Annotated in this window: 23 protein-coding genes; 14 read left to right on the forward strand and 9 right to left on the reverse strand. The window is 33.6% G+C overall.

Annotated features, from left to right (window positions below; genetic code table 11):
* Positions 1–48 precede the first annotated feature (48 nt).
* A complete protein-coding gene (locus tag IRZ99_RS15975) occupies positions 49–957 on the forward strand; it encodes a pseudouridine synthase (protein ID WP_194658215.1) in 909 nt (302 codons plus the stop codon).
* A 64-nt stretch (positions 958–1,021) separates the two neighbouring features.
* Here IRZ99_RS15975 and IRZ99_RS15980 read toward each other — a convergent pair whose 3' ends face one another.
* Both IRZ99_RS15980 and IRZ99_RS15985 read right to left on the reverse strand, forming a co-directional pair.
* Positions 1,022–1,624 (reverse strand): DUF937 domain-containing protein, encoded by a 603-nt coding sequence (locus IRZ99_RS15980; RefSeq protein ID WP_194658216.1) that lies wholly within the window; start codon positions 1,622–1,624, stop codon positions 1,022–1,024.
* Between the two features lie 283 nt (positions 1,625–1,907).
* Positions 1,908–2,408, reverse strand: a complete 501-nt coding sequence (locus IRZ99_RS15985; protein WP_194658217.1) for a DUF456 domain-containing protein — start codon at positions 2,406–2,408, stop codon at positions 1,908–1,910.
* 46 nt (positions 2,409–2,454) lie between these two features.
* Here IRZ99_RS15985 and IRZ99_RS15990 point away from each other — a divergent pair, with 46 nt between their 5' ends.
* A complete protein-coding gene (locus IRZ99_RS15990) occupies positions 2,455–2,838 on the forward strand; it encodes a hypothetical protein (protein WP_194658218.1) in 384 nt (127 codons plus the stop codon).
* Between the two features lie 44 nt (positions 2,839–2,882).
* The gene (locus tag IRZ99_RS15995) at positions 2,883–3,368 is read left to right on the forward strand and encodes a hypothetical protein (RefSeq protein WP_194658219.1); all 486 of its coding nucleotides are present in this window, start codon (positions 2,883–2,885) and stop codon (positions 3,366–3,368) included.
* Between the two features lie 200 nt (positions 3,369–3,568).
* Here IRZ99_RS15995 and IRZ99_RS16000 read toward each other — a convergent pair whose 3' ends face one another.
* Together IRZ99_RS16000 and IRZ99_RS16005 are read right to left on the reverse strand one after the other, a co-directional pair.
* Entirely contained in the window at positions 3,569–4,672 is a 1,104-nt protein-coding gene (locus IRZ99_RS16000) for a glycosyltransferase (RefSeq protein WP_194658236.1), read from the reverse strand.
* Positions 4,673–4,868: 196 nt separating this feature from the next.
* Complete coding sequence (locus IRZ99_RS16005) at positions 4,869–5,804, reverse strand: hypothetical protein (protein ID WP_194658220.1); 936 nt, start codon at positions 5,802–5,804, stop codon at positions 4,869–4,871.
* Between the two features lie 111 nt (positions 5,805–5,915).
* Here IRZ99_RS16005 and ruvC point away from each other — a divergent pair, with 111 nt between their 5' ends.
* The 8 genes from ruvC to IRZ99_RS16045 all read left to right on the forward strand — a co-directional run bounded on the left by ruvC (position 5,916) and on the right by IRZ99_RS16045 (position 11,737).
* A complete protein-coding gene (gene ruvC, locus IRZ99_RS16010; RefSeq protein WP_026982724.1) occupies positions 5,916–6,470 on the forward strand; it encodes a crossover junction endodeoxyribonuclease RuvC in 555 nt (184 codons plus the stop codon).
* 118 nt (positions 6,471–6,588) lie between these two features.
* Positions 6,589–7,725: a radical SAM family heme chaperone HemW gene (gene hemW, locus IRZ99_RS16015; RefSeq protein WP_194658221.1), complete on the forward strand. Its 1,137-nt coding sequence runs from the start codon at positions 6,589–6,591 to the stop codon at positions 7,723–7,725.
* 91 nt (positions 7,726–7,816) lie between these two features.
* Positions 7,817–8,599 carry a cyclase family protein gene (locus IRZ99_RS16020; RefSeq protein WP_194658222.1) on the forward strand — a complete coding sequence of 261 codons (783 nt, stop codon included), beginning with the start codon at positions 7,817–7,819 and terminating at the stop codon, positions 8,597–8,599.
* Positions 8,600–8,641: 42 nt separating this feature from the next.
* Positions 8,642–9,703 (forward strand): DUF4421 family protein, encoded by a 1,062-nt coding sequence (locus tag IRZ99_RS16025; RefSeq protein ID WP_228519104.1) that lies wholly within the window; start codon positions 8,642–8,644, stop codon positions 9,701–9,703.
* A 90-nt stretch (positions 9,704–9,793) separates the two neighbouring features.
* Complete coding sequence (locus tag IRZ99_RS16030) at positions 9,794–10,198, forward strand: GNAT family N-acetyltransferase (protein WP_194658224.1); 405 nt, start codon at positions 9,794–9,796, stop codon at positions 10,196–10,198.
* The gene (locus IRZ99_RS16035) at positions 10,195–10,545 is read left to right on the forward strand and encodes a DUF4260 domain-containing protein (protein ID WP_194658225.1); all 351 of its coding nucleotides are present in this window, start codon (positions 10,195–10,197) and stop codon (positions 10,543–10,545) included. Before IRZ99_RS16030 ends, IRZ99_RS16035 begins: the two co-directional genes overlap by 4 nt.
* 8 nt (positions 10,546–10,553) lie before the next feature.
* Positions 10,554–10,922 (forward strand): MmcQ/YjbR family DNA-binding protein, encoded by a 369-nt coding sequence (locus IRZ99_RS16040; RefSeq protein WP_194658226.1) that lies wholly within the window; start codon positions 10,554–10,556, stop codon positions 10,920–10,922.
* Positions 10,923–11,020: 98 nt separating this feature from the next.
* Positions 11,021–11,737: a PH domain-containing protein gene (locus IRZ99_RS16045; RefSeq protein WP_194658227.1), complete on the forward strand. Its 717-nt coding sequence runs from the start codon at positions 11,021–11,023 to the stop codon at positions 11,735–11,737.
* A gap of 126 nt (positions 11,738–11,863) precedes the next feature.
* On the opposite strand, the gene IRZ99_RS16050 is transcribed toward IRZ99_RS16045, so the two are convergent.
* Positions 11,864–12,964 carry a DUF4407 domain-containing protein gene (locus IRZ99_RS16050; protein WP_194658228.1) on the reverse strand — a complete coding sequence of 367 codons (1,101 nt, stop codon included), beginning with the start codon at positions 12,962–12,964 and terminating at the stop codon, positions 11,864–11,866.
* A gap of 236 nt (positions 12,965–13,200) precedes the next feature.
* On the opposite strand from IRZ99_RS16050, the gene IRZ99_RS16055 reads away from it, so the two are divergent.
* Positions 13,201–16,011 carry a TonB-dependent receptor gene (locus IRZ99_RS16055; protein ID WP_194658229.1) on the forward strand — a complete coding sequence of 937 codons (2,811 nt, stop codon included), beginning with the start codon at positions 13,201–13,203 and terminating at the stop codon, positions 16,009–16,011.
* 72 nt (positions 16,012–16,083) lie between these two features.
* A complete protein-coding gene (locus IRZ99_RS16060) occupies positions 16,084–17,142 on the forward strand; it encodes a phytase (RefSeq protein ID WP_194658230.1) in 1,059 nt (352 codons plus the stop codon).
* Positions 17,143–17,265: 123 nt separating this feature from the next.
* Here IRZ99_RS16060 and pckA read toward each other — a convergent pair whose 3' ends face one another.
* Positions 17,266–18,870 carry a phosphoenolpyruvate carboxykinase (ATP) gene (gene pckA / locus IRZ99_RS16065; RefSeq protein WP_194658231.1) on the reverse strand — a complete coding sequence of 535 codons (1,605 nt, stop codon included), beginning with the start codon at positions 18,868–18,870 and terminating at the stop codon, positions 17,266–17,268.
* A 204-nt stretch (positions 18,871–19,074) separates the two neighbouring features.
* Positions 19,075–19,461 (reverse strand): DUF423 domain-containing protein, encoded by a 387-nt coding sequence (locus IRZ99_RS16070; RefSeq protein ID WP_194658232.1) that lies wholly within the window; start codon positions 19,459–19,461, stop codon positions 19,075–19,077.
* 194 nt (positions 19,462–19,655) lie between these two features.
* Between IRZ99_RS16070 and IRZ99_RS16075 the strand changes: the two genes are divergently transcribed.
* Positions 19,656–21,020: a saccharopine dehydrogenase family protein gene (locus tag IRZ99_RS16075; protein ID WP_194658233.1), complete on the forward strand. Its 1,365-nt coding sequence runs from the start codon at positions 19,656–19,658 to the stop codon at positions 21,018–21,020.
* A gap of 378 nt (positions 21,021–21,398) precedes the next feature.
* Here IRZ99_RS16075 and IRZ99_RS16080 read toward each other — a convergent pair whose 3' ends face one another.
* Together IRZ99_RS16080 and IRZ99_RS16085 are read right to left on the reverse strand one after the other, a co-directional pair.
* The gene (locus tag IRZ99_RS16080) at positions 21,399–22,622 is read right to left on the reverse strand and encodes a M56 family metallopeptidase (RefSeq protein ID WP_228519105.1); all 1,224 of its coding nucleotides are present in this window, start codon (positions 22,620–22,622) and stop codon (positions 21,399–21,401) included.
* Positions 22,619–22,990 carry a BlaI/MecI/CopY family transcriptional regulator gene (locus IRZ99_RS16085; protein ID WP_194658234.1) on the reverse strand — a complete coding sequence of 124 codons (372 nt, stop codon included), beginning with the start codon at positions 22,988–22,990 and terminating at the stop codon, positions 22,619–22,621. Before IRZ99_RS16085 ends, IRZ99_RS16080 begins: the two co-directional genes overlap by 4 nt.
* Positions 22,991–23,109 lie beyond the last annotated feature (119 nt).

Genomic DNA, 23,109 nt, shown 5'->3' on the forward strand with positions numbered 1-23,109 from the left:
AAGATTATTTAGCAAGAATAAACTATCTTTGCACAAATTACAGAATTTATGAACAATAAGGAAGGCAATAATAAAAGAGGTGGTTCGAGACCAAATAGCTCGAGATCAAACTCTAGCAAGCCAAAACCTCCTATGGCGAAACGTGCGCAAGGGCCAAAAAAAGTGAAGCCGGCTGTTAAAGCTGCTGAAGAAGAAAAAGCAGAAAAAATCAAAAAACAGAATCAGGCGCCTAAAAGACAAAAAGCTGCAGACGAGATTCGTTTGAACAAATACATCTCTAATTCAGGTGTTTGCTCGCGTCGTGATGCCGATATATACATTCAGTCTGGAAACGTAAAAGTAAATGGCGTTCCGGTTACTGAAATGGGTTATTTAGTAAAATTAAACGATGTTGTCAATTTTGACGGTGTTACTTTGACTCCTGAAAAGAAAGAATACATCTTGTTGAACAAACCTAAAAACTTTACGACTGCACTTGACGAAGGTCAGGAATACCGTAACGTACTGGAACTTGTTCGCGGTTCTACAACAGCAAAGATTGCTCCGATTGGAAGAATGGACAAAAACACTACTGGTTTGTTGTTATTCACCAACGATACAGATATGATTCGTAAATTTACTTTACCGAGTCAGAAATCATCTAAAATCTATCAGGTTTCATTAGACAAAAACTTAAAATTTGAGGATTTAGAAAAAATCAGCAAAGGTTTGGTTCTTGACGGACACCGTGTATTTGTTGAAGAGGTTAGTTATATTGATAATGAACCAAAGAGCGAAGTTGGGCTTAAATTACGTTCATCGAATGTAAAAGTGGTTCGCGCTATTTTCGAAAACTTCGAATATGATGTTTTACGTATAGATCGTGTATCATTTGCAGGTTTAACCAAAAAGAATTTACCAAGAGGTAACTGGCGCTTTTTGACTGAGCAAGAAATTATCAATTTGAAAAACGTTTAGTAAACGATTCAAATTCAAGAATATAAATCCTGTTTTACTTTTGTAAGATGGGATTTTTTTTTATTTAGAAACTGAAAAAGTTGTGTCCAAAAAGGGTAAAAATAGATCTTCCCATCGATTGGTTTTTATCTTCAACTGCTTCATGACATGAAAATCCTAAGATAATTTTGATTCCGGGTTGAATACTGTTTAAAATTTCTCTTTTTTGTTCTTCAAGAAGTAATTTTAAACTGTCTAGTAATTGCATGTTGTTCTTAAGATAAGAAACTACTAATAAGGCTGAGAAGTTAAGTATTTCTCTTGCGGTTTCGCTTTTGATTCCGACTTCATTTGAAATCATCTCCGAAATTCTTCCTTTTTTTTCAGTGAAGATTCCTTTCAATAAGGCGTTTCCTTCTATTCGGTAACAATCATCAACTGATAAGATTCTACCTGATGTAAAATCGACTTCCTGGTAAAAAGTGGAATCGTCTGCAATTAAGGTGGTCAATTCTTTGTAGAAACCCGATTCGCCGGCCCTGTTATACAATCCCATTAAAACGGTTCCGATCGAGACATCGATTCCTTTGATTAAGAGTGCATCATTTTCAAAATAAAACTTGTTCAACTTGGAAACAACATTAGAAGAAATAAAACGTCTAAGTTCAATTTGTAGGTTAGGAGTCATACTTAATTTATTTAAAAAATTATTTATACTTATTCAAAATAATCGATAAAAGGGGCGTTTTTATCGTTTATCAGGATAAAAATATAAAATATTTTAACATTTCCAAAGATTAAGTTAAAAATTTAATCGTGGATTTAACATTTATTTTTGTCAAAAACTTCTCATACCCAATAAACATAACCCTTTCGTTATCAAAATAAAAACAAAATATTTTTAAAAAAAATCAAATATTTCCTTAAAAATTCGCAAAAAATAAGAAAAAACCTAACCCAATGTTACATAATTAAAACAATATGTTTCGATATTCCCATGTTACACGCAAAAAAATACCTAGAAAAATAATACAAAACATAAAGTTGATAAAACTCGAAGCAAGAAACCCAAGCAAAGATCCGGTTGCGGCTTTTAATGCTCTTTTGTGGTTTTTAGAATCATAAATAAGTTCTCCAATAAAAGCGCCAACAAAAGGTCCGATAATAACGCCAAACGGAATTGGAGCTAAAATTCCAGCAACTAAACCAATATTGGTTCCCCAAATTCCGTATGAACTTCCGCCAAACTTTTTGGTTCCTTTTGCCGGAATTATGTAATCCAAAATTGTAATTATGATGGTTATTAAAAGCGTAATTCCAAGAACCCAATAGTTGTTTTCGACCGCTTTTGTTAAATACAATAACAACAATCCAACCCAACAACTCGACAAACCAGGTAAAACAGGCAAAAAACTACCAAAAATCCCAATAAGAATGCATATAAATCCGAGCGTGAACAGTAGTAAATCCATATATTTTTTTGTAAATTTGTATAGCAACCGTCAGAAAAATTAGACAATGCCTAGACTTTTAAAATTATTTTTTATTTGTTTTTTGATTTTTTCGATCAATAATATTGCATATGCACAAGTTAAAAAACTAGCTGTCGATGATCAAATACTTCAGGACAGTATTTATAAAAGTAATAAGAAAAAGGTATTAAATTTTTCCATGAAGGAATTTGACGAGCTTTTCTTTGAGTATTTTAATCGAAAAAATGATCCAAATATTACTTTAACAAAAACCGAGTTTTACAATTACACCGTTCAAATTGCCACTTTTTCAGATCGTTTAGCACATTTATATCCTGATCAAAAGGAAATTGCCGCAGCAAACAAAGAAAAATGGCTTTCAGAAAGCTACGAAGAATATTTGCAATACAAAGCTTCTCAAAAAAAATAATCGTATTTTTATAATCTAATTAGTTTACAATCAATATTAAAGCCTTGAAGCAGTTTCCTATTTTTTTAGTTTTTATTATTTTCAATTCTTGTCAATATTTTGACAAGCAGGTTCCGTCTGAAAAAGAATTACTTCAAAAAGAGTTAAAAGCAATTAACTGGAAAGAAGTTGACGAGTATCCTTCAGTTGCTGAATGCGAAAAAATAGCCGACAAAAAACTGCGCCAGCAATGTTTTTTTGAAGTCATGGGACAACTTATTGAGGCAAAACTAGACATTGATACGTTATCAATTCTTTATCCGGAATTGGACACCATAGAAGTCAAAGTAACCGTTTTCCCGAACGCAACGATGAAATTTGAACCACAGTTTCCTAAAGATACTGTCGCTTACGATACCATTAAAATCGACAGTATTCTGCATGCACGTTTAGTCGATTTCCCAAAAGTAAATCCTGCAATCAAACGCGGCATTCCGGTAAAAACACAGTTCATTCTGCCTGTTATTATTAAGGCTAAAGATCAGAAGTAAATCATCAGAATTATAAGGAGCTATTTCCTGCTGTCCTTCCAATCTTTTGCGCCGAACCCCGGCACAAAAGGATTTTCCCTCCCATCAGGGCTAGGGCACTCATTTTCAAAAGACGCTTTGTCTATTTTCATTCCAAGGAACGAGGGATCACAAAATTGAGATTACATATTTTGGAATTTGGAATTTGCAAAAATTGGAATTTATTTCCCAAACCTTCTACCTTTCCATTCATAACTTCCAAATAAACTATACAAAGCTACAGCCGAACTAAAAAAAGGATAAAGCAAACTACTTAAAAATAAACTTTTTATTCGGATTCTAGTTAAAAATTGATTCGTTATATAAAGCAAAACAAAATCAATCCCAAACTTAAAAAAGGCAAACAAGACAAATATTGGATACGACCAAATTCCGAACAGTAAAAAGAAAAAACCGATTACAAAACTCAGATTTCCAAAGAAGACAATCAATCCTAAAAACTTTCCAAAAGTACTTTTGTACGAACTTGTTTTCGCCGCCCAGCGCACTCTTTGGTAAAATAAAGCTTTCCAGGTTTCTGTTGGTTTGGTTATTACAATCGCTTCTTCCGCTTTTAAATAATGAACTTCTTTTGGAAATTCCTCTACCGCTTTTTGCAATAAAAAAACATCATCGCCGCTGGCAATTTTGTTGTTCCCCTCAAATCCATTCAGTTTTTCAAACAAAGATTTTGTGTAGGCAAAATTGGCTCCATTACACATAAAAGCCTTGTTAAGTCCAAAGCTTCCAATTGTGGCACCCTGCAAACTCGTTAAATCCAATTGCTGAAAATGATGCAAAAATGAATTTTCGCACTTATATGAGACGGCTCCAGCCAACATCGAAACCTGATTTTCCTGTATATAATTATCGAAGGTTAAAAGCCAGTTTGCATGCACAATACAATCGGCATCAGTAGTAATAACCCAATTGGTTTTTACGTGCTCCATTGCTGTTGTAATAGCGTCCTTTTTAGGAGAATTTGAAACGCGAATATTGTCTATTTGTGAAATGTGAAATGTGAAAGATGAGATGTCAAACTTTTCTTCAGAAGAATCATCAACTAAAATTACTTCGAATAAATCTGATGGGTAATTTAATTTTGAAAAGCTATTTAAAAGATTTGGAAGATTCTCTTCTTCATTTCGGAAGGGAACTATAATTGTGAAACTTGTTTGTGGTTTTAAATCTGTTTTCTGATATTTTTTGATTCGTAAAAAACCATAAGTTAGTAATCCAATACTAGATATATAAATAACTAAAATTACACTTAGAATAATGGTCATCATAACTTTAATATAAAAAACTTTTAATCAATAAATGTAGTCCCTACGGGGACATTTTAAAAAATACCGGTCAACATTTCTACCAATGTTTAACTCCTAGCGGAGTATCTCGGAGAGATTATATATTGGTAGTTCATACATTATAGTCGAAATTTGTCCCGTAGGGACGATATAATTTTAATTGAATTCTATTCTTTTATTTATTTTGTATAGCGTGAGATGTCTTAAAATTCAGTACATAATAACTTCCCCAAACCACTGGTAAAACCACATTTAAGAACCACATTAAGGTACTTATAAAAATAACAATCCATTCGTTTACATGTAAAACTCCGAAGAAATAAACCGCAACACTTCCTTTTACAGCAAAATCTAAAAACTGAAAAGTGGGTAACGACGAAGCCAAAAAGTAAACAACCGCAATTGTTGAAATCAAAGTCCAATAAGGCAAGTCGACATCAAAAGCCAGAAACAAAAAGTAATATTGATGCGAGAAAACCAAATAACGCAAAATGCCTAATACAATGTTTTTGCGATGAATTGGTTTCGGAATTTCATTGATTTTCTGAATCAGTTTTTCAATTGAGTAGCCTTTGATTTTTATACTTTTTAAGAAGAAAGAGGCAAGAAGCAAGATGAAAGATACTACGATAATTGTTAGAACCCATTTCCAATATCCCAGAAAAAGTAAACCGATTGTTCCAAAGATTACTGTCAAAATCATTTGGATTCCGTTGCAGATTAGATTCAGAAAAACGACATTTTTAGCTTCTGATTTTGGGTAATACAATGCTTTTCCAGCGTACTCTCCTACTCCATTTGGCGTAAAAATTCCGGCTGTTAGTGCAGCTAAAACTTGTTTTGTCGCTTCTCCTAGAGAAATTCCATGAATAACTTTTGCCAGATTCTGCCATTTCAAAATCTCAAAATAGCGATTCAAAACACTCAAAAGCAATATAAACCCGATTCCTAAAACCGATTGATTTTTACGAAATAAAACAAGGAACTTCTGCCAGTCAAGTTTATCGTTGTTTGCAAGCTGATTGTAAATAAAATAAAATGCACCGCCTACAATCAAAAGTTTGATCAGAAGAACTAGGAATTGCTTAGCTTTGTGAGGAATTGAAATCATGCCGCAAAAGTAATCAATTTGAAAATGTGACAATGAGAATGTGCCAATTAGAAAATGAGTCAATTTTCTAGAGCGGAAACTTGAAACCTGAAACTTGAAACAAAAAACTCCTTGACAAAAGAACGCATCATATTAGGAATCGACCCCGGAACCACAATCATGGGTTTTGGACTGATTAAAGTCATCAACAAAAAAATGGAGTTTTTGCAGTTGAACGAACTGCAATTGTCCAAATATGACAATCATTACCAAAAACTAAAAATCATTTTTGAGCGTACTATTGAACTTATAGAAACGCATCATCCTGATGAAATTGCGATCGAAGCTCCTTTCTTCGGAAAGAACGTTCAGTCGATGTTAAAGCTTGGACGCGCGCAAGGCGTTGCCATGGCGGCGGGACTTTCAAGAGATATTCCGATTACGGAATACGAACCTAAAAAGATAAAAATGGCGATTACCGGAAACGGAAACGCCAGTAAAGAACAAGTTGCCAAAATGCTGCAACAGCTTTTAGGACTGAAAGAATTGCCAAAAAACCTCGATTCAACCGATGGTTTGGCAGCGGCTGTTTGTCATTTCTTTAATTCCGGAAAAATAGTAGCTGGGAAAAGTTATTCGGGATGGGATGCTTTTGTGAAACAAAATGAAGACAAAGTGAGGAAATGAGATAATGTGCCAATTAGAAAATTAGATAATTGAATTGAGATTAACTAATTATATAATTTTCAACATTCCAATATTACATTATCTAATTTTCTAATTGACAAATTATCTAATTAAAAAAATGTCAGGTATCTACATCCATATTCCTTTTTGCAAGCAGGCTTGCCATTATTGCGACTTCCATTTTTCGACTTCGATGAAGAAGAAAGAGGAGATGGTTTTGGCTTTGGCTAAAGAAATTGTTATGCGCAAAAATGAATTCACGAATGAAATTGTAGAAACCATTTATTTTGGCGGCGGAACTCCATCTGTCTTGACAAATGACGAAATAAACTTTTTGATTGACGAAGTTTATAAAAACTATAAAGTCTCCGAAAATCCGGAAATTACGCTTGAAGCGAATCCTGATGATTTATCTTCAGAGCGAATTTTAGCATTATCAAAAAGTCCGATAAACCGTTTAAGCATTGGGATTCAGTCTTTTTATGAAGAAGATTTAAAGATGATGAATCGGGCTCACAATTCGGCGGAAGCCAAAAAATGTTTGGAAGAAGCTACCAAATATTTTGACAATATTTCTTTGGATTTAATTTATGGAATTCCGGGATTGACAGACGAAATGTGGAAACAAAATATTGAGACCGCCTTAAGTTTTGGTGTTCCGCACATTTCGAGTTATGCTTTGACAGTTGAGCCCAAAACGGCCTTGAGAAAATTAATCGATACCAGAAAAATTGCTGAACCACAAGACGAAGTGGCTTCCAATCATTTTATGATCCTGGTCGATACTCTTCAAAAAAATGGTTTTATACATTACGAATTATCCAATTTCGGGAAAGAGAATTATTTCTCGAGAAATAATTCAGCTTATTGGCTTGGTAAAAAATATATTGGAATTGGCCCTTCGGCACACAGTTATGACGGCGAAAAAAGAGGCTGGAATATTTCGAATAATTCACTTTATTTAAAATCGATTCAGGAAAATATTTTACCGATTGAAACTGAAATCCTATCAAAATCGGATCGATATAACGAATATATTATGACGGGATTGCGAACGATTTGGGGCGTTTCATTAGAACGAATTGAAAAAGAATTTGGTCTGGAATATTTAAATTATCTGCAAAAACAAAGTCAGAAATTCCTAAACGATGAATTGCTTTCAATCGAAAATAACATTCTCAAACCAACTTCAAAAGGAAAATTTCTGACAGATGGAATTGCTTCAGATTTATTTTATCTAAATTTGGAAGAATAAAAATTAGAACGCTGATAAAACGGATGCAAGCAACGTTGATTGAAAATCCGTAAAATCCGCGTTAGAACATCCGTAAAATCCGTGTTCCATTATGCTAGCACTTCTCAATAACAAATATCAAATCGACTTATCAAAACCTATTGATATTTCTATTCCGTTAACCAATACGGACGAAAACCCTATTGCCTGGTATATCGAAAAACCAGTTATTGAACCTGTGGTTTTTGGTGATTGGATTGGGAAGGTTTCAGAAGGAAAATCATCAACGAATTTCAATAATATTTTCTTTAACCCGCATGGGCATGGAACCCATACAGAGTGTCTGGGACATATTACGAATGATTTTTACAGTATCAATCAGGCTTTGAAACAATTCTTCTTTTTTGCCAAATTGATTACAGTTGAACCTGAAAAGATTGGAGAGGATTATGTTATTACAAAAGATCACATTTCGACTTCGCTCAATGTGACAAATGCTTCAACTGCAGTTAGAAAGAGTGAAGCTTTAATCATCAGAACACTTCCAAATCAGGCAGCAAAAAAATCAAGAAAATATTCAAATACAAATCCACCTTATTTGTCTGAGGAAGCGGCGATTTTCATCCGCGAAAGCGAAATTCAGCATTTACTGATCGATTTGCCAAGCGTTGACAAAGAACATGACGAAGGAAAATTATTGGCGCATAAAGCATTTTGGAATGTAAAAGACACGCATAATGTAAATAAAGACGCCCGTTTTGAAGCCACAATTACAGAAATGATTTTTGTTTCGGATGAAATTCCGGATGGCGATTATATACTAAACTTGCAGATTGCTTCTTTTGAAAACGACGCAAGTCCGAGCAAGCCCATTTTATATTCAATTATTCGATAATAAATTAGTAGTTTTATATTACAAACAAATAAAAATCTTGTATTGAAAGCTTTAAAGAAAAAAAACGCAAACCCAACAAATCATAATACAATTGGATTATGTGTTGTTCTGGCGGTTTTTTTTCTGAATTTCTCATCACTTTATAGCCAAAACGAGAAGTCTCAAGACACTGTTAATTTTATTTATTATCCTGACAAAATAATGATCAGGGCAAATTTGAGCACGCAGAGCGACAACTATCTTCTTAATAATAAAAAGGGATCAAATCTGGATCTGGAAACCAATAACAGCTACAAGCTATTTCTAAGTGTCGATTATAAATTTATAGGTTTCAGTTACGGTTTTTACCCAAAGTTTTTTGGAGGAAATAAAGATGAAGATTTAAAAGGGAAATCTACTTTTTCCGATTATAACTTTCGTTTCTTTTTAGGACGCTGGCTTCAAACGGTCAATTACAGCAAAACAAAAGGCTATTATGTTGCTAATATGAAAGATTTTGCACCGGATTGGGTTGAAGGAAAGGATCCATATCTTCAATTTCCTGATTTTAAAACTTTGCAGTTAGGAATGTCAACCTCCTATATTTTCAATCCAAAATTCTCTCTGAAAAGTATTACTTCATTTACCGAATGGCAGAAAAAAAGTGCAGGAAGTTTTGTTCCGTCTTTAATTTATAGCTACAATACAATTCACTCAAAATCAAATGATCTTGATGGTAAGCAAAAAGAATTTGATATTCGTCTTGCAGCTGGCTACTATTACAATTTTATCATTCATAAACGATTTTATATTGCTCCAAATTTATCCCCTTCTTTAGGAGTGAAGTTCATGAAGGATAAAAGCATAGATTCGGGAGTTGAAACTATTGAGAAAGAAACGTACTTCACCAGAAATTTGGATGGCGGTTTAAAAATGGGATATAATTCAGACCGTATACTTTTTGGTGCAAGTTTAAATTTCAGCATTAGCTCTTATAATGAAGATAAAAACAACATTATTAGTAATGATAAAATTTACGGATTATTGTATTTTGGTTACCGATTTAATGCACCAGGTTTTATTGCAAAACCTGTAGAAAAAATTGATGATAAAATTAAAATGTAGTAAAATAAGTTGCTAAGGTTCTGAGATACTAAGAAGCTAAGTTTCCTTAGAATCTCAGAACCTTAGTACCTCAGAACCTATTCAAAAAAAATGAATCAAATTACCGTTTCGACCGATAAAAACAAACTCGATGTTCCCTTCATACAAAACTTTCTAAAAGACATTTATTGGGCTGCTGGCCGAACTATTGAAGAAGTTCAAACTACTATTGATGCTTCAGTTTGTTTTGGAGTTTACTTAAACGATAAACAAATTGGTTTCGCGCGGGTGATCACAGATTATGTAGTTTTTGGATATGTCATGGATGTTTTCATTACTGAAGAACATCGCGGAAAAGGCTATTCGTCTATTTTAATTGAAAATATGATGAACGAAACTATTTTAAAAAATATTCAAATTTGGAGACTGGCCACAACCGATGCTCATTTTCTATATGAGAAATTCGGTTTTAAAGCATTGGAACATCCTGAAAAAATGATGGAAAAGAAACTATGAAAACAATAATAAAACTTGAAGAATTAGGTTTATTTATACTCGGAATCTATTTGTTTAGTCTTTTAAATTATGAATGGTGGTGGTTTTTGGCATTAATTTTAGTACCCGATTTTTCGATGCTTGGTTATGTTTTTGATACTAAAATTGGCGCTTTTTTATACAATATATTCCATCATCGTGGAATTGCGGTTTTGTTGTATATAATAGGTTGTTATTTCAAAATTGAAATTTTACAACTTACAGGAATTATTTTATTTTCGCATTCATCAATGGATCGATTTTTTGGATACGGTTTAAAATATGAAAGTGGTTTTAAATACACACATTTAGGTGAAATTGGTAAATAATAAAGAGTATGAATCTAGAAACGTATTACGAATATTGTCTTTCGAAAAAAGGGGTCAGCGACCATTTTCCTTTTGATGAAGATACTTTGGTTTTTAAAGTGGGCGGAAAAATGTTTGCTTTATCTTCCTTATCGCAATGGGAAAAGAATGAACCCTCTGTCAATTTAAAATGTGATCCGGAACGCGCGCAGGAACTGCGAGCCGAATATGATGAGATAAAACCAGGCTTTCATATGAGCAAAGTTCACTGGAATACTATCGCCCTGAATGGCAGTTTGTCGACCGCTTTTATAAAAGAACTTATTGATCATTCGTATGAATTGGTCTTCAAAAGTTTGACAAAGAAAATTCAGAACGAAATTATCGACCCGAGGTAATTTTTTACCGAACAGGCGGAGCAATTAGAAAATTAGGCATTACATTTGCAGCATCAGTCAAAAACTTAGCAACTCAGTTACTTAGCAATTTATCAAACATGAAAGAACAATTTAAAAAATTTCTAAACGAAGAACAAGATCCAAAAGCGATTGAAAAAATCACCTCAAAACTCAATGATTTATTGATGAAAGGTGAGGAAGTTGGATATATCGCGGTTCAAAAAAAACCAGCAATTACTGTTTTTCCAGATAGTATTGTATTAACAAACAAAAGAATTATTATCTGTAAACCTAAAAATTTAGGTCTTTCGATGGACTTTACAGATTATACCTGGGATGAAATCGTAGGAACTTTTGTAAAAGAAAACATATTAGGTTCGGAGTTCTCTTTTTCTACAAAAACAGACATTCAGGTTTCAATAGATTATATTCCTAAAATTCAGGCAAGAAAAATCTATACATATGCTAAAGAACAATTGGATATTTTAAAAAACCCGGTTGTAACTGCAACTTCTATTCAGGAAGTTGTTGAACCAGAATACGAGGAAGAGGAAGAAGAAGCAATTGAAGAAGTTGAAACAGAAGAAGTAACGAATTATGCTGAAATTATGCCAGCTGTTACCCCTTCTCCATCTTATGAAACATATGAGCCAATTCAACCTGCTCCAGCATCAACAGGAGAACGTAAATTAAGTGAATTATCTAAAGAAGAACTTTTTGATAAATTACAGAATTATAAAAAACTTCTTGATAACGGATTGATCATGCAAGGTGAATATGATGCTTATAAAAAAGAGATATTAAGTTATATGTAAGTCTTAAAGTCAAAAGTCGAAAGTTTTAAAGTTTTTGACTTTGTCTAAATAAAAAAGCCAGAAATAGAAAATTCTATTTCTGGCTTTATCTTTTTTAAGTATTCGCTTCGACTTTTGACTTTCAGACTAAAGCGTAGCCTTTTGTTTTTCGACAAAACTATTTGATTGTAGTTCTAATAACTCGGTTGCATTTTTACGTTGCAGATCGTATAGGCTTTTATCTTCACCAATATCAGCATAAACCCTGTCGTGCATTTGAGCACTAGTTTTCTTAAGCAATTCGCGTTGGTATTTATTTTGTTCCAATGTTGCTTTCATAGCTGTTTCAGCTTCCTCTTGTTTAAAATCGAATTCCCCTTTTGGAGCTAATAATTTAGCTATAATAGGAGAAGTTTCAATCGCCAGAAACAATAACATTATAAAGAAAGACGGCATCCACGGCAGTTTATTCAAAGCATTAATTCTGGCCATTAAACCATCAAAACCTTCAATAATCGGTTGTGTTTGTGAAACTTTTTTATCTAAGTCGGCTTGCAATTGTTTGCCTGCTTTTTCTTTCTCAGCAATTTTTGCTTCGTTAGTTGTTTTTAAGATTTCGAATTCTTTTAAAATGGCATCGTGTTTCTCACGTTTTTCTTTATAAACAGGACCTTTTCCTAGTTTTTTAGTTCCGGCAGTTCCTTCAGCTTCTGTAATGTAAGTGGAATATAAAGCATTTACTTCTTTTTCTTTTTTCAGGATATCTGCTTTTAAAGAAGCAATTTCAGCTTTATTTTTATCTAAATCTGATTTGAAATAGGTTCCAATTTGTTTTTTATTGGCCAATTCCATTTCGTTTTTTTCTTTCAATAAAACAGTATTGATTTCTTTTTCGAAAATTTTAATTTCCAATGGTTTCGAAATTACAATGGCTATAATAATCGCCAATGCAATACGTGGAGTCGCTTGCAGGAATTCATCCATAAAACGATCTCTTTTTTTGATTGTCGAAACTATAAATCGATCTAAATTAAAGATCAATAAACTCCAGACAAATCCAAAAATTAAGGCGGGATAAATAGAATCAAAAACAGTGAAAAGCGCATAAGCACTGGCAAGGAATGCCATAACTGCGGTAAAAAAAACGGTGGCCCCAATACCAACATATTTGGTTTGTTCGCCTTCTGAACAGCCTTCGAGAAGATCTCGATCGGCTCCAGAACAAAGGATGAAAAATTGTTTTAACATGATTGATGATTTTTGATTGTGATTGATAGGGCAAATTTAACGCCAAAAAATTAATTCTGAGGTAAATAGTTGATTTGTTTTTACTTGACAATAAAAAATTTGTTCTAAATAAATGTTATTTAAACATTAATAACTTTCTCTTTTTCGCAAAAATCATAACAGTATGTTAATTTTTTTAAAGGCTTTTAGTAATACTAAGGTTCTAGTTTCGCAACCAAAATCAAACTAAAAAACTAATGAAAAAATTTTATTTATTACTAATGTTTGCATTATTAACCTTTTCCGGGTATGCTCAAAAAGCAATTATCTCAGGAAAAGCATTAGATGCAGACGACAAGCTTCCTTTACCAGGAGCAATGATTCAAATTGTGGGTGAAAATAAGTACACTGTTTCAGACTATAATGGTCGTTTTGAATTGCTTAATATTAATGAAGGAACATATCAGGTACAAGTAAAATATATAGGATATACTACAACAACTCAGGAAATCAAAGTAGAGGCAGGCAAAAATAATGTTCTTGATTTTGCACTTAAAACTTCAGGAACTGAGTTGAACGAAGTAGTGGTTGGAGACATTTTAAAAGGTCAGGCCAAAGCACTGAACCAACAAAAAAATAATAAAAACATCGGAAACGTAATTTCATCTGACCAAATGGGTCGTTTTCCTGATGCGAATGTTGGAGATGCATTAAAACGTGTTCCGGGTATCACCATGCAAAATGACCAGGGAGAGGCTCGTAATATCATTATTAGAGGTTTGGCTCCGTCATTGAACTCGGTAACTTTAAATGGCGACCGAATTCCATCAGCAGAAGGAGACAACAGAAATGTTCAAATGGACTTGATTCCATCTGATATGATTTCGACTATCGAAGTAAACAAAACCTTAACTTCAGATATGGATGCTGATGCCATTGGAGGTTCTGTAAATTTAATTACAAGAGCAACTCCAAACGGCGAAAGAATTTCTGCAACACTTGCGGGAGGCTATTTACCAATTCGTGAACATGCCTCTTACACTGCAGGATTAGTTTATGGAAATCGTTTTTTCGACAATAAATTAGGAGCTGTTTTTAGCGGATCTTACAATAATGTAGATTACGGATCTGATAATATAGAAAACGAATGGGTAAAAGATGATTTCGGAAATGAATATTTGCAAGCTTCTGAAGTTAGAAAATACGATGTACAACGTATTCGCCGAAGCGGTTCTGTGGCTTTAGATTATAAATTTGACGAAAACAATACCATTTTTGCCAACGCTATTTATAACTGGAGAGATGATAGAGAAAACCGTTTCAGAACTACTTATGATGATATTGAACCAATATACAATGGCGAAGAAATTACAGGTTTTGAAGGTCGTGTAAAACGCCAGACAAAAGGTGGAGTTGATAGCGACAGAAACAAAAATAGAAGATTAGAAGATCAGCGTGTTCAGAATTATTCGATTCGTGGTGAGCATTTGATCCACTCAAAATTAGATTTAGACTGGTCTGCGAATTATGCAAAAGCGAGAGAATATCGTCCGCAGGAACGTTATATCGAATACCGTCAGGAAGGTTTGCAAATGATCGAAAATTTATCTGATCCAAGATTTCCTTTAATGACTACTGTTGGTGAATCTACAGATGAATTCGAATTTGATTCGGTTACAGAAAACACAGATGAGACAACCGAAAGTGAATTTGGAGCGAAAATCAACATTCGTTTCCCTTTCACCGTTATTCCTTCAGAAAAAGGTAGATTAAGAACGGGTCTTAGATTGCGTTTAAAAGAAAAAGAAAGAAATAATATGTTCTATTCTTACGAACCAATCAACGACGGAATGGATTTATTATCTGAAGTCCCAACAAGTTATTATGACGGAAAAGGATTTAATCCAGGAAGCAAATATGTACCGGGAACTTTTGCTTCTGCCAATTTCTTAGGAAGTTTAGATTTGAACAATTCAGCGTTATTTGAGAAAGAAGCAGATCCGGCAGAATTTTTAGCCGTAAACTACAATGCTAAAGAAAATATCTATGCGGCATACGTAAGATGGGATCAGGATTTTAACGACAAACTTTCTATGGTTTTAGGTTTCCGTGTAGAGAACACCCATATCGATTATACAGGAAACAGAGTTTTGGATGAAGAGGAATTAGAAAGTGAAATCAACACAACAAACTCTTACACTAATTTATTACCAAGTATTTCATTTCAATATAATGCAACAAAAGATTTAGTTTTAAGAGCGGCTGCTACAACAGCTTTGGCTCGTCCAAACTACTATGCATTGGCTCCTTATGTAAATAATATTGCTGCAGACAAAGAAATTACAGCTGGAAATCCAGATTTGGATGCAACGTATTCTTATAACTATGATTTCATGGCTGAGAATTATTTCAAATCAGTTGGTTTGATTTCGGGTGGTGTTTTCTACAAAAGATTAAATGATTTCATTTACAATTACAGTGATAATCAATACGACAGCGTAAAATTTGCTACTGATTTTCCAAATCAAATCAACCCAATTCCGGTTGGCGAAAACTGGTCATTTGTACAATCAAGAAACGGAGATAAAGTTGATGTTTACGGTTTTGAAGTGGCGTTTCAACGTCAGTTAGATTTCTTGCCAGGTAAATTCTTAAAAGGATTTGGTATCTATTTGAACTACACGTATACAAAATCAAAAGCAAAAGGAATTGCTGACGAAGATGGAAATGAAAGAAATGACATCAGCCTTCCGGGAACAACTCCACATATGTTTAATGGATCATTATCTTGGGAAAACAAACGTTTTTCAGCCAGAGTTTCGACAAATTTCACATCAGATTATTTAGATGAATTGGGTTCTGAGTCTTACAAAGACAGTTATTATGACAAGCAGTTTTTCTTAGATGCCAATGCTTCTTTCAAAATTACTAAACAACTTCGCGTTTTTGCTGAAGCCAATAATTTAACAAACCAACCGCTGCGTTACTACCAAGGAGTTGAAGCGCACACCAAACAAGCTGAATACTATCAGGCCCGTTACAATTTGGGATTGAAATTTGACTTGTAATAACCATTTATAAAATTCTTAAATTAGACAGGACTTTGCGGTTCTGTCTAATTTTATTAAATAAAAATCAGAATGAAAAATAATTCTATAATCGCTTTTTTACTTTTAAGTGTTTTATTCCTTTCTTGTAAAGATGACAAATTAGCACCCGTTGCTGCAAACGCAGTTAAACCCACAGCAGTTACAGAAGCTTTGCCTCACGATACCGATGATCCTTCGATCTGGATTCATCCTACCGATTCTACAAAAAGTATTATTGTTGGAACAGATAAAGACACAGACGGTGGTTTGTATGCCTTTGATTTAAATGGAAAAATTGTAGGTAAATCAGAAGTTTTAAAACGACCTAACAATGTTGATATCGCTTACGGATTAGTAATCGACGGAAAAAAAGTTGACGTTGCCGTAACTACAGAACGCGAAAGCAACAAAATAAGAATCTTCAGTTTACCCGATTTGAAAGCCATTGATAACGGCGGAATTCCGGTTTTTGAAGGTGAAGAATTACGTGACCCAATGGGAGTTGCGTTGTACACGAGACCAAGTGATAACAAAATTTTTGCCGTGGTAGGAAGAAAATCGGGACCATCAGGAAGTTATTTATGGCAATATGAACTTTCCGGAAATGGGAAATTTGCCACTGCAAAAGTAGTACGCAAATTTGGCGCTTACAGCGGAAAGAAAGAAATCGAAGCGATTGCTGTTGATAATGAATTAGGAACGATTTTATATTGCGACGAGCAATTCGGAATTAGAAAATACAAAGCTGATCCTGCATTAAACGACAATAAAGAAATGGCGCTTTTTGGAAAAACGGGTTTTAAAGCTGACAATGAAGGAATTGCGATTTACAAAAAAACAGATTCTACAGGTTACATTTTAGTATCGAACCAGCAAGCCAATAGTTTTATGGTTTATCCAAGAGAAGGCGCAAAAGGCAATCCGAATAATTATCCTTTATTGGCAGAAATTCCAACTTCAACAATTGAATGCGATGGTGCTGATGTTACGAGTATTAATTTAGGAGGAAAATATAAAAATGGGCTTTTTGTAGCGATGAGCAACGGAATGACGTTTCATTATTATGCCTGGGATTTGATGCAGCAACGTATTGATGCCGCTAAAAAATAATATTTTAGGTTTTTCAGCCGCAGGTTTCAGTGTTTTATTTATTTTTTTTTACTGCGGTTGAATACCAAACAAAAAAGCTGTTCATAACGAACAGCTTTTTTTAGTTTGAATTAGTAATTTTCCTTATTCTGTTTTTGGCGCACCGGCCAAAATCTCTTCATTTGCAAATTCTTCAAATTTGGCAAAATTAGCTTTGAATTTCGCAGCTAACTCTAACGCTTTTTTATCATATAAATCTTTGTCTTCCCAAGTGTTTCTAGGATTTAAAATCTCTTCTGGAACATTAGGACAAGATTGTGGTTTTGCAATTCCAAATACGGCATGATCTTTATATTCTACGTTATCCAATTCACCGTTTAATGCAGCGGTAATCATGGCACGAGTATATTTTAATTTCATACGGCTTCCTGTTCCGTAAGGTCCACCTGTCCATCCTGTGTTGATCAACCAAACTTTTACGCCTGCATCTTTCATTTTTTTAGTTAGCATTTCGGCATAACGTGTTGGGTGCAAAGGCATGAATGGTGCTCCAAAACAAGCTGAGAAATTAGGTTGTGGCTCTGTTACACCCGCTTCAGTTCCGGCAACTTTTGCAGTATATCCTGAAATAAAGTGGTAAGCAGCCTGACCTGGAGTCAATTTTGAGATTGGAGGCAAAATTCCGAAAGAATCTGCCGTTAAGAAAAATATATTTTTTGGATTGTGGCCAATAGAACCTGGCTGAATATTATCAATATGTGTTATTGGGTAACTTACACGCGTATTTTGAGTGATAGAAACATCATCATAATCCACTTCATTTGTTCCTGCTTTGAAAACCACATTTTCTAAAAGCGCTCCTTTTTTGATCGCTCTAAAAATGTCCGGTTCATTCTCTTCAGACAAGTTGATTACTTTAGCATAACAACCACCTTCAAAGTTAAAAACTGTATTTTCAGCAGTCCATCCGTGCTCATCATCACCAATTAATTTACGTGCAGGATCTGCAGATAAAGTAGTTTTTCCTGTTCCTGATAATCCGAAGAAAATGGCAGTATCTCCACCTTCACCAACATTAGCACTACAGTGCATTGGTAATGTATTTTTGAAAACTGGTAAAATGAAATTTAAAGCAGAGAAAATTCCCTTTTTCATTTCTCCTGTATAACCTGTTCCACCAATAAGAGCTACTTTTTTAGTAAAATCTAAAATTGCAAAATTAGACTGACGTGTTCCGTCTACAGCAGGATCTGCCATAAAACTTGGTGCACAAATTACTGTCCATTCCGGAGTAAAGTTAGCTAATTCAGACTCTTCCGGTCTTAAAAACATATTGTAACAGAACAAATTAGACCAAGCCGTTTCTGTTACTACACGAACATTTAATCTGTAATTAGCATCTGCACAAACGTATGAGTCGCGCACATACACTTCTTTATTTGATAAAAACTGTGTTACTTTATTATATAATTTTTCGAAAGCTTCTGATGAAAACGGAATATTTACATTTCCCCACCAAACCTTATCTTCAGTAATACTATCTTTTACGATAAAACGATCTTGTGGAGAACGTCCTGTAAACTCGCCTGTATTGATCGCCAATGCTCCTGTAGAGTTTTCGACACCTTGTCCTGATTGCACTGTAATAGCATGCAGTTCATCCGCAGATAATTGATAGTGAACTTTGGCATTTTCAATTCCTAATTCCTTTAACGAAATCGATTGCGAGAAAAGTGTGTTAGTGTCCATAAATTTGTAGTTGTGTATATTTATTTTTTAACTGAAAACATTTTTTACTCTGATCTTTAAATACTTACATTTTAAGATATTGAATTGTTATATTTTTTATTGATACCAACAAAAAAGAATAAAAATTCACAGAAGTAAAGTTTTATGTTATTTATGAGACAAAATTAAAGATTAATTCTTAGATAGAATTTTTTATTCTGTATTTTATGATTTTTGCTTAAAAATATTAACAAATAATGCCAACCAAGCGAGAATTAATAAAAATCCACCCAAAGGTGTTGCGAATACGATAATTTGAGAATCGAATAACGTAAGGTTTTTTGTAGCTAATAAATAGATCGAACCACTAAATAAAATTACACCCGCAACCGTTAAATTATACATTGTTTTTAACGCTTTTGGAGTAAACTCTTTTCGCGTTGAAAGAAAAAGCAAAAGGAAAGCATGATACATCTGATAACGAACTCCGGTCTCAAAGGTAACCAACTGCTCTACTGATAAGTATTTTTTGAGAAGATGTGCTCCAAAAGCCCCTAAAATAATAGCCAGCATACCTATAAATGCACCAGTCAGTATAATTCTTCTTTTCATAATATTCTAATACTTTTAATTTTAAGGCAAAAATACTTCAAAGTATTCAAAAAGCTTTTTACTTTCTGCAATCTTTTTTTGAGAAAAGGAATTCTTTAAAGTTTTATCTGAAATAAAATACATTTCATTTTTTTAAATCAATTCAATTGTTATATTTGTAACAAATTAATATATTTGTGTTACATATTTAAAACATGAGAAGCATTTTAATTATCGGAGCTGGAAGATCAGCATCATCCTTGATACGTTATTTACTATCAAAGTCAGAAAGTGAAAACCTACATCTTATTGTAGCCGACCTTTCTTTGGCCCTGGCCGAAAAAAAGACAGAAAAACATCCCAATGCTACTCCAATTGCTTTAAACATATTTGATGCCGATGAAAGAAAAGCTGCGATAGAAAAAGCGTCTATCGTAATTTCGATGTTACCGGCTCATTTACATATAGAAATTGCAAAAGATTGTCTTCAATTCAAAAAACATCTTGTCACAGCTTCTTATATAAGTGACGCGATGCAGGCACTTGATGAAGAAGCCAAAAAGAACAATTTGATTTTCATGAATGAAATTGGCCTTGATCCCGGAATTGATCATATGAGCGCCATGAAAGTTATTGACGAAATTAGATCGAAAGGTGGTAATATGCTGCTTTTTGAATCGTTTTGTGGCGGCTTGGTTGCTCCTGAATCAGACAATAATTTGTGGAATTACAAATTTACCTGGGCACCAAGAAATGTAGTATTGGCGGGTCAGGGTGGTGCAGCAAAATTTATTCAGGAAGGTACTTATAAATACATTCCGTACGGAACTTTATTTCGCAGAACTGAATTTCTTGAAGTAGAGGGCTACGATAAATTTGAGGCCTATTCCAACCGTGATTCGCTTAAATATCGCTCTATTTATGGTTTAGATGATATTCTGACTTTGTATCGCGGAACGATTAGAAGAGTTGGCTTTTCAAAAGCGTGGAATATGTTTGTACAACTCGGAATGACAGATGACAGCTATATTATGGAAGATTCTGAAAACATGAGTTACCGTCAATTTACAAACTCATTCTTACCGTATCATCCAACAGATTCTGTTGAAATTAAAACCCGATTGATCTTAAAAATTGATCAGGACGACATCATGTGGGATAAACTTTTGGAACTGGATTTATTTAATCCGGACAAAAAAGTGAATTTACCAAATGCCACTCCTGCTCAAATATTAGAAAAAATATTATCAGACAGCTGGACTTTAGCGTCAGACGATAAAGATATGATTGTGATGTACCATAAATTCGGTTATGAATTGTATGGTGAGAAATCGCAAATCGATTCGAAAATGGTTTGCATTGGAGACGATCAAACGTATACAGCAATGGCAAAAACAGTCGGACTTCCGGTTGCCATGGCGACCTTATTGATTTTGAATGGAAAAATCACAACTCCCGGTGTACAACTTCCTATTAAAAAAGAAGTTTACCTCCCTATTTTAAAAGAATTAGAAGAGTATGGTGTTGTTTTTAATGAACAAACCATGCCTTACTTTGGATATAATCCGGACCTGTTTTAGTTCTGATTACTTTTTTTTGAGAATTTTTTTTTTAGTTTTTAATTTTATCCGCTTCAAGTTCCAGAAGCGGATTTTTTTTTTGAAGGGGCAAAGGTTCAGAGCCACAAAGGCACAAAGGTTTATCCCAAGTAAACCTTTTCCCAAGGTACAAAGGTTCAGAGCTATAAAGGGACAAAGGTTCCATTGAAGATTATTTACTCCAACTTAAACCTTTGCCCCTTTGCTCCTATGTTCCTTTGAACCTTATCATCAGCTTGTATGATTTTTTTTCAAAGCACAAAGATTCAAATCGACAAAGGGACAAAGGTTTCATTTGAAGATTATTTACCCCTAAACTAAACCTTTGTCCCTTTGCTCCTATGTTCCTTTGAACCTCTGTTATTTTTCAGCCTGAATCGTAATAGGCAAACTGTACATAACGCGTACTGGCTTTCCATTTTCTGATGCGGGCATCCATTTTGGAGAAAGTTTTAAAACCCTGATTGCTTCATCTGCTGAACCATATCCCAAATCTTTCACCACTTTAAATTCAGACAAACTTCCATCTTTTTCAACCATAAATTCCAGAGCCAATTTTCCATCAATTTTTTGTTTTGAAAATTCTTGGGGAATTTTAAAATTCTGCCCCACAAACATATAAAACTTTTCAATACCGCCCGGAAATTGCGGTTCTTTTACATTTGCCGAAACATAATTAATTTTATCATCATTTTGATTTATTAGATTATTGCCTGACTGCGCTAAAGCTCCTGTATTAAAAGCAAATAATGATAAAAGATATACGGCAGTTACGGAACCGATTTTTAAAAATATTTTTGTTGGAGATTCTTTTTTTGTCATCATCAGTAAACGTTTTTTAGTTATTAAATAATTAATGTTACTTGCCAAAGAAATTGTCTCTTTTTGTGAGGCAAAACCAAGTAAAAGGTTTTGATAATTTCGAACCTCTCCAAATTGTTTATTGACAGCTTCATCAGCCAAAAATTCGTGATTGAGTTTTATTGCTTTTTTGTATTGAATAAAGATTGGATTAAACCAAAATAAAATCTGCAAAACCTCAACAAAAAGAATGTCTAAAGTATGTTTTTGCTCCAAATGTGCTTTTTCATGCGCAATTAGTTCTGATGGAATTTTGCCATTTTTAAAATCTTCATAATTAACAAAAACAGCGTTCCAAAAAGAATGCGGTAAAATACTTTCTTTTGTCAAAACCATTTTTTGCCCTTCAATGATCTCCACTTTAGATTTTTTTATTCGGTTATAAAAGGAATACAAATTCCGTACAAAACGAAAAACCAAAATTCCCGCAATAACGGCATAACTTATAGTTAGAAAGTCTGCTAGAATTTCGTTATAATTTACCTTATCCAAAATCGCCTTATTCGTTACAATCATGATTTCGTTCAATTGAATGACTTTAATTTTATTTAAAAAAATCGATTCGATTGAAAACAATTGCAGCGGAAGGATCAAACTAAAAATCATACTTCCAAGAAGATAAATACGATTAAAACGAAACATCTTTTCGTTTTCTAAAAGCAATTTATAAACTGCATAAAAAATAACAAGCAGCAAACCTGATTTTAAAAAATACGTTATCATTTTTTCTTCTTTTTAATTTCTGAATCGATTATTTTTTTGAGCTCTTCTAATTCCGAAGTGGATAAATTGGTTTCGGTGGTAAAAAAAGAAGCAAATTGTGACGCTGAGTTATTAAAGAAACTGCTAATTAATCCGTTTACGTGTTTGGAGAAATAAGCCGTTTTTTTAACCAGCGGATAATATTCACGAGAATTTCCGAATTCATTATAGGCAACAAATTTCTTGTCGATCATTCTTTTCAAAAGCGTTGCAACGGTTGTAGTTGCAGGCTTTGGCTCTGGATACGCTTCAAGCAAATCTTTCATAAAAGCTTTTTCAAGCTTCCAAAGATGTTCCATTAATTGCTCTTCTGAGTTTGATAATTGCATTTTTTTGAGGTTCTAAGGTTCTGAGATACTGAGGTTCTAAGATACTGCGATTCTAAGTTTATAAAAGAAATCTTTATTCTTTATTCTTTATTCTTTATTCTTTATTCTTTATTCTTTAT

The sequence above is a fragment of the Flavobacterium sp. LC2016-12 genome (genome assembly GCF_015351595.1).
GTDB lineage: Bacteria > Bacteroidota > Bacteroidia > Flavobacteriales > Flavobacteriaceae > Flavobacterium.

Coding starts and splice junctions, on each gene's coding strand:
- IRZ99_RS16060 (WP_194658230.1), top strand. CDS start 16,084: ATGAAAAATAATTCTATAATCGCTTTTTTACTTTTAAGTGTTTTATTC.
- IRZ99_RS16070 (WP_194658232.1), bottom strand. CDS start 19,461: ATGAAAAGAAGAATTATACTGACTGGTGCATTTATAGGTATGCTGGCT.
- IRZ99_RS16035 (WP_194658225.1), top strand. CDS start 10,195: ATGAAAACAATAATAAAACTTGAAGAATTAGGTTTATTTATACTCGGA.
- IRZ99_RS16030 (WP_194658224.1), top strand. CDS start 9,794: ATGAATCAAATTACCGTTTCGACCGATAAAAACAAACTCGATGTTCCC.
- IRZ99_RS16045 (WP_194658227.1), top strand. CDS start 11,021: ATGAAAGAACAATTTAAAAAATTTCTAAACGAAGAACAAGATCCAAAA.
- IRZ99_RS16055 (WP_194658229.1), top strand. CDS start 13,201: ATGAAAAAATTTTATTTATTACTAATGTTTGCATTATTAACCTTTTCC.
- IRZ99_RS16075 (WP_194658233.1), top strand. CDS start 19,656: ATGAGAAGCATTTTAATTATCGGAGCTGGAAGATCAGCATCATCCTTG.
- IRZ99_RS16020 (WP_194658222.1), top strand. CDS start 7,817: ATGCTAGCACTTCTCAATAACAAATATCAAATCGACTTATCAAAACCT.
- IRZ99_RS16080 (WP_228519105.1), bottom strand. CDS start 22,622: ATGATAACGTATTTTTTAAAATCAGGTTTGCTGCTTGTTATTTTTTAT.
- IRZ99_RS15990 (WP_194658218.1), top strand. CDS start 2,455: ATGCCTAGACTTTTAAAATTATTTTTTATTTGTTTTTTGATTTTTTCG.
- IRZ99_RS16040 (WP_194658226.1), top strand. CDS start 10,554: ATGAATCTAGAAACGTATTACGAATATTGTCTTTCGAAAAAAGGGGTC.
- IRZ99_RS16005 (WP_194658220.1), bottom strand. CDS start 5,804: ATGATTTCAATTCCTCACAAAGCTAAGCAATTCCTAGTTCTTCTGATC.
- IRZ99_RS15980 (WP_194658216.1), bottom strand. CDS start 1,624: ATGACTCCTAACCTACAAATTGAACTTAGACGTTTTATTTCTTCTAAT.
- pckA (WP_194658231.1), bottom strand. CDS start 18,870: ATGGACACTAACACACTTTTCTCGCAATCGATTTCGTTAAAGGAATTA.
- IRZ99_RS16000 (WP_194658236.1), bottom strand. CDS start 4,672: ATGACCATTATTCTAAGTGTAATTTTAGTTATTTATATATCTAGTATT.
- IRZ99_RS15975 (WP_194658215.1), top strand. CDS start 49: ATGAACAATAAGGAAGGCAATAATAAAAGAGGTGGTTCGAGACCAAAT.
- IRZ99_RS16085 (WP_194658234.1), bottom strand. CDS start 22,990: ATGCAATTATCAAACTCAGAAGAGCAATTAATGGAACATCTTTGGAAG.
- IRZ99_RS16050 (WP_194658228.1), bottom strand. CDS start 12,964: ATGTTAAAACAATTTTTCATCCTTTGTTCTGGAGCCGATCGAGATCTT.
- IRZ99_RS15985 (WP_194658217.1), bottom strand. CDS start 2,408: ATGGATTTACTACTGTTCACGCTCGGATTTATATGCATTCTTATTGGG.
- hemW (WP_194658221.1), top strand. CDS start 6,589: ATGTCAGGTATCTACATCCATATTCCTTTTTGCAAGCAGGCTTGCCAT.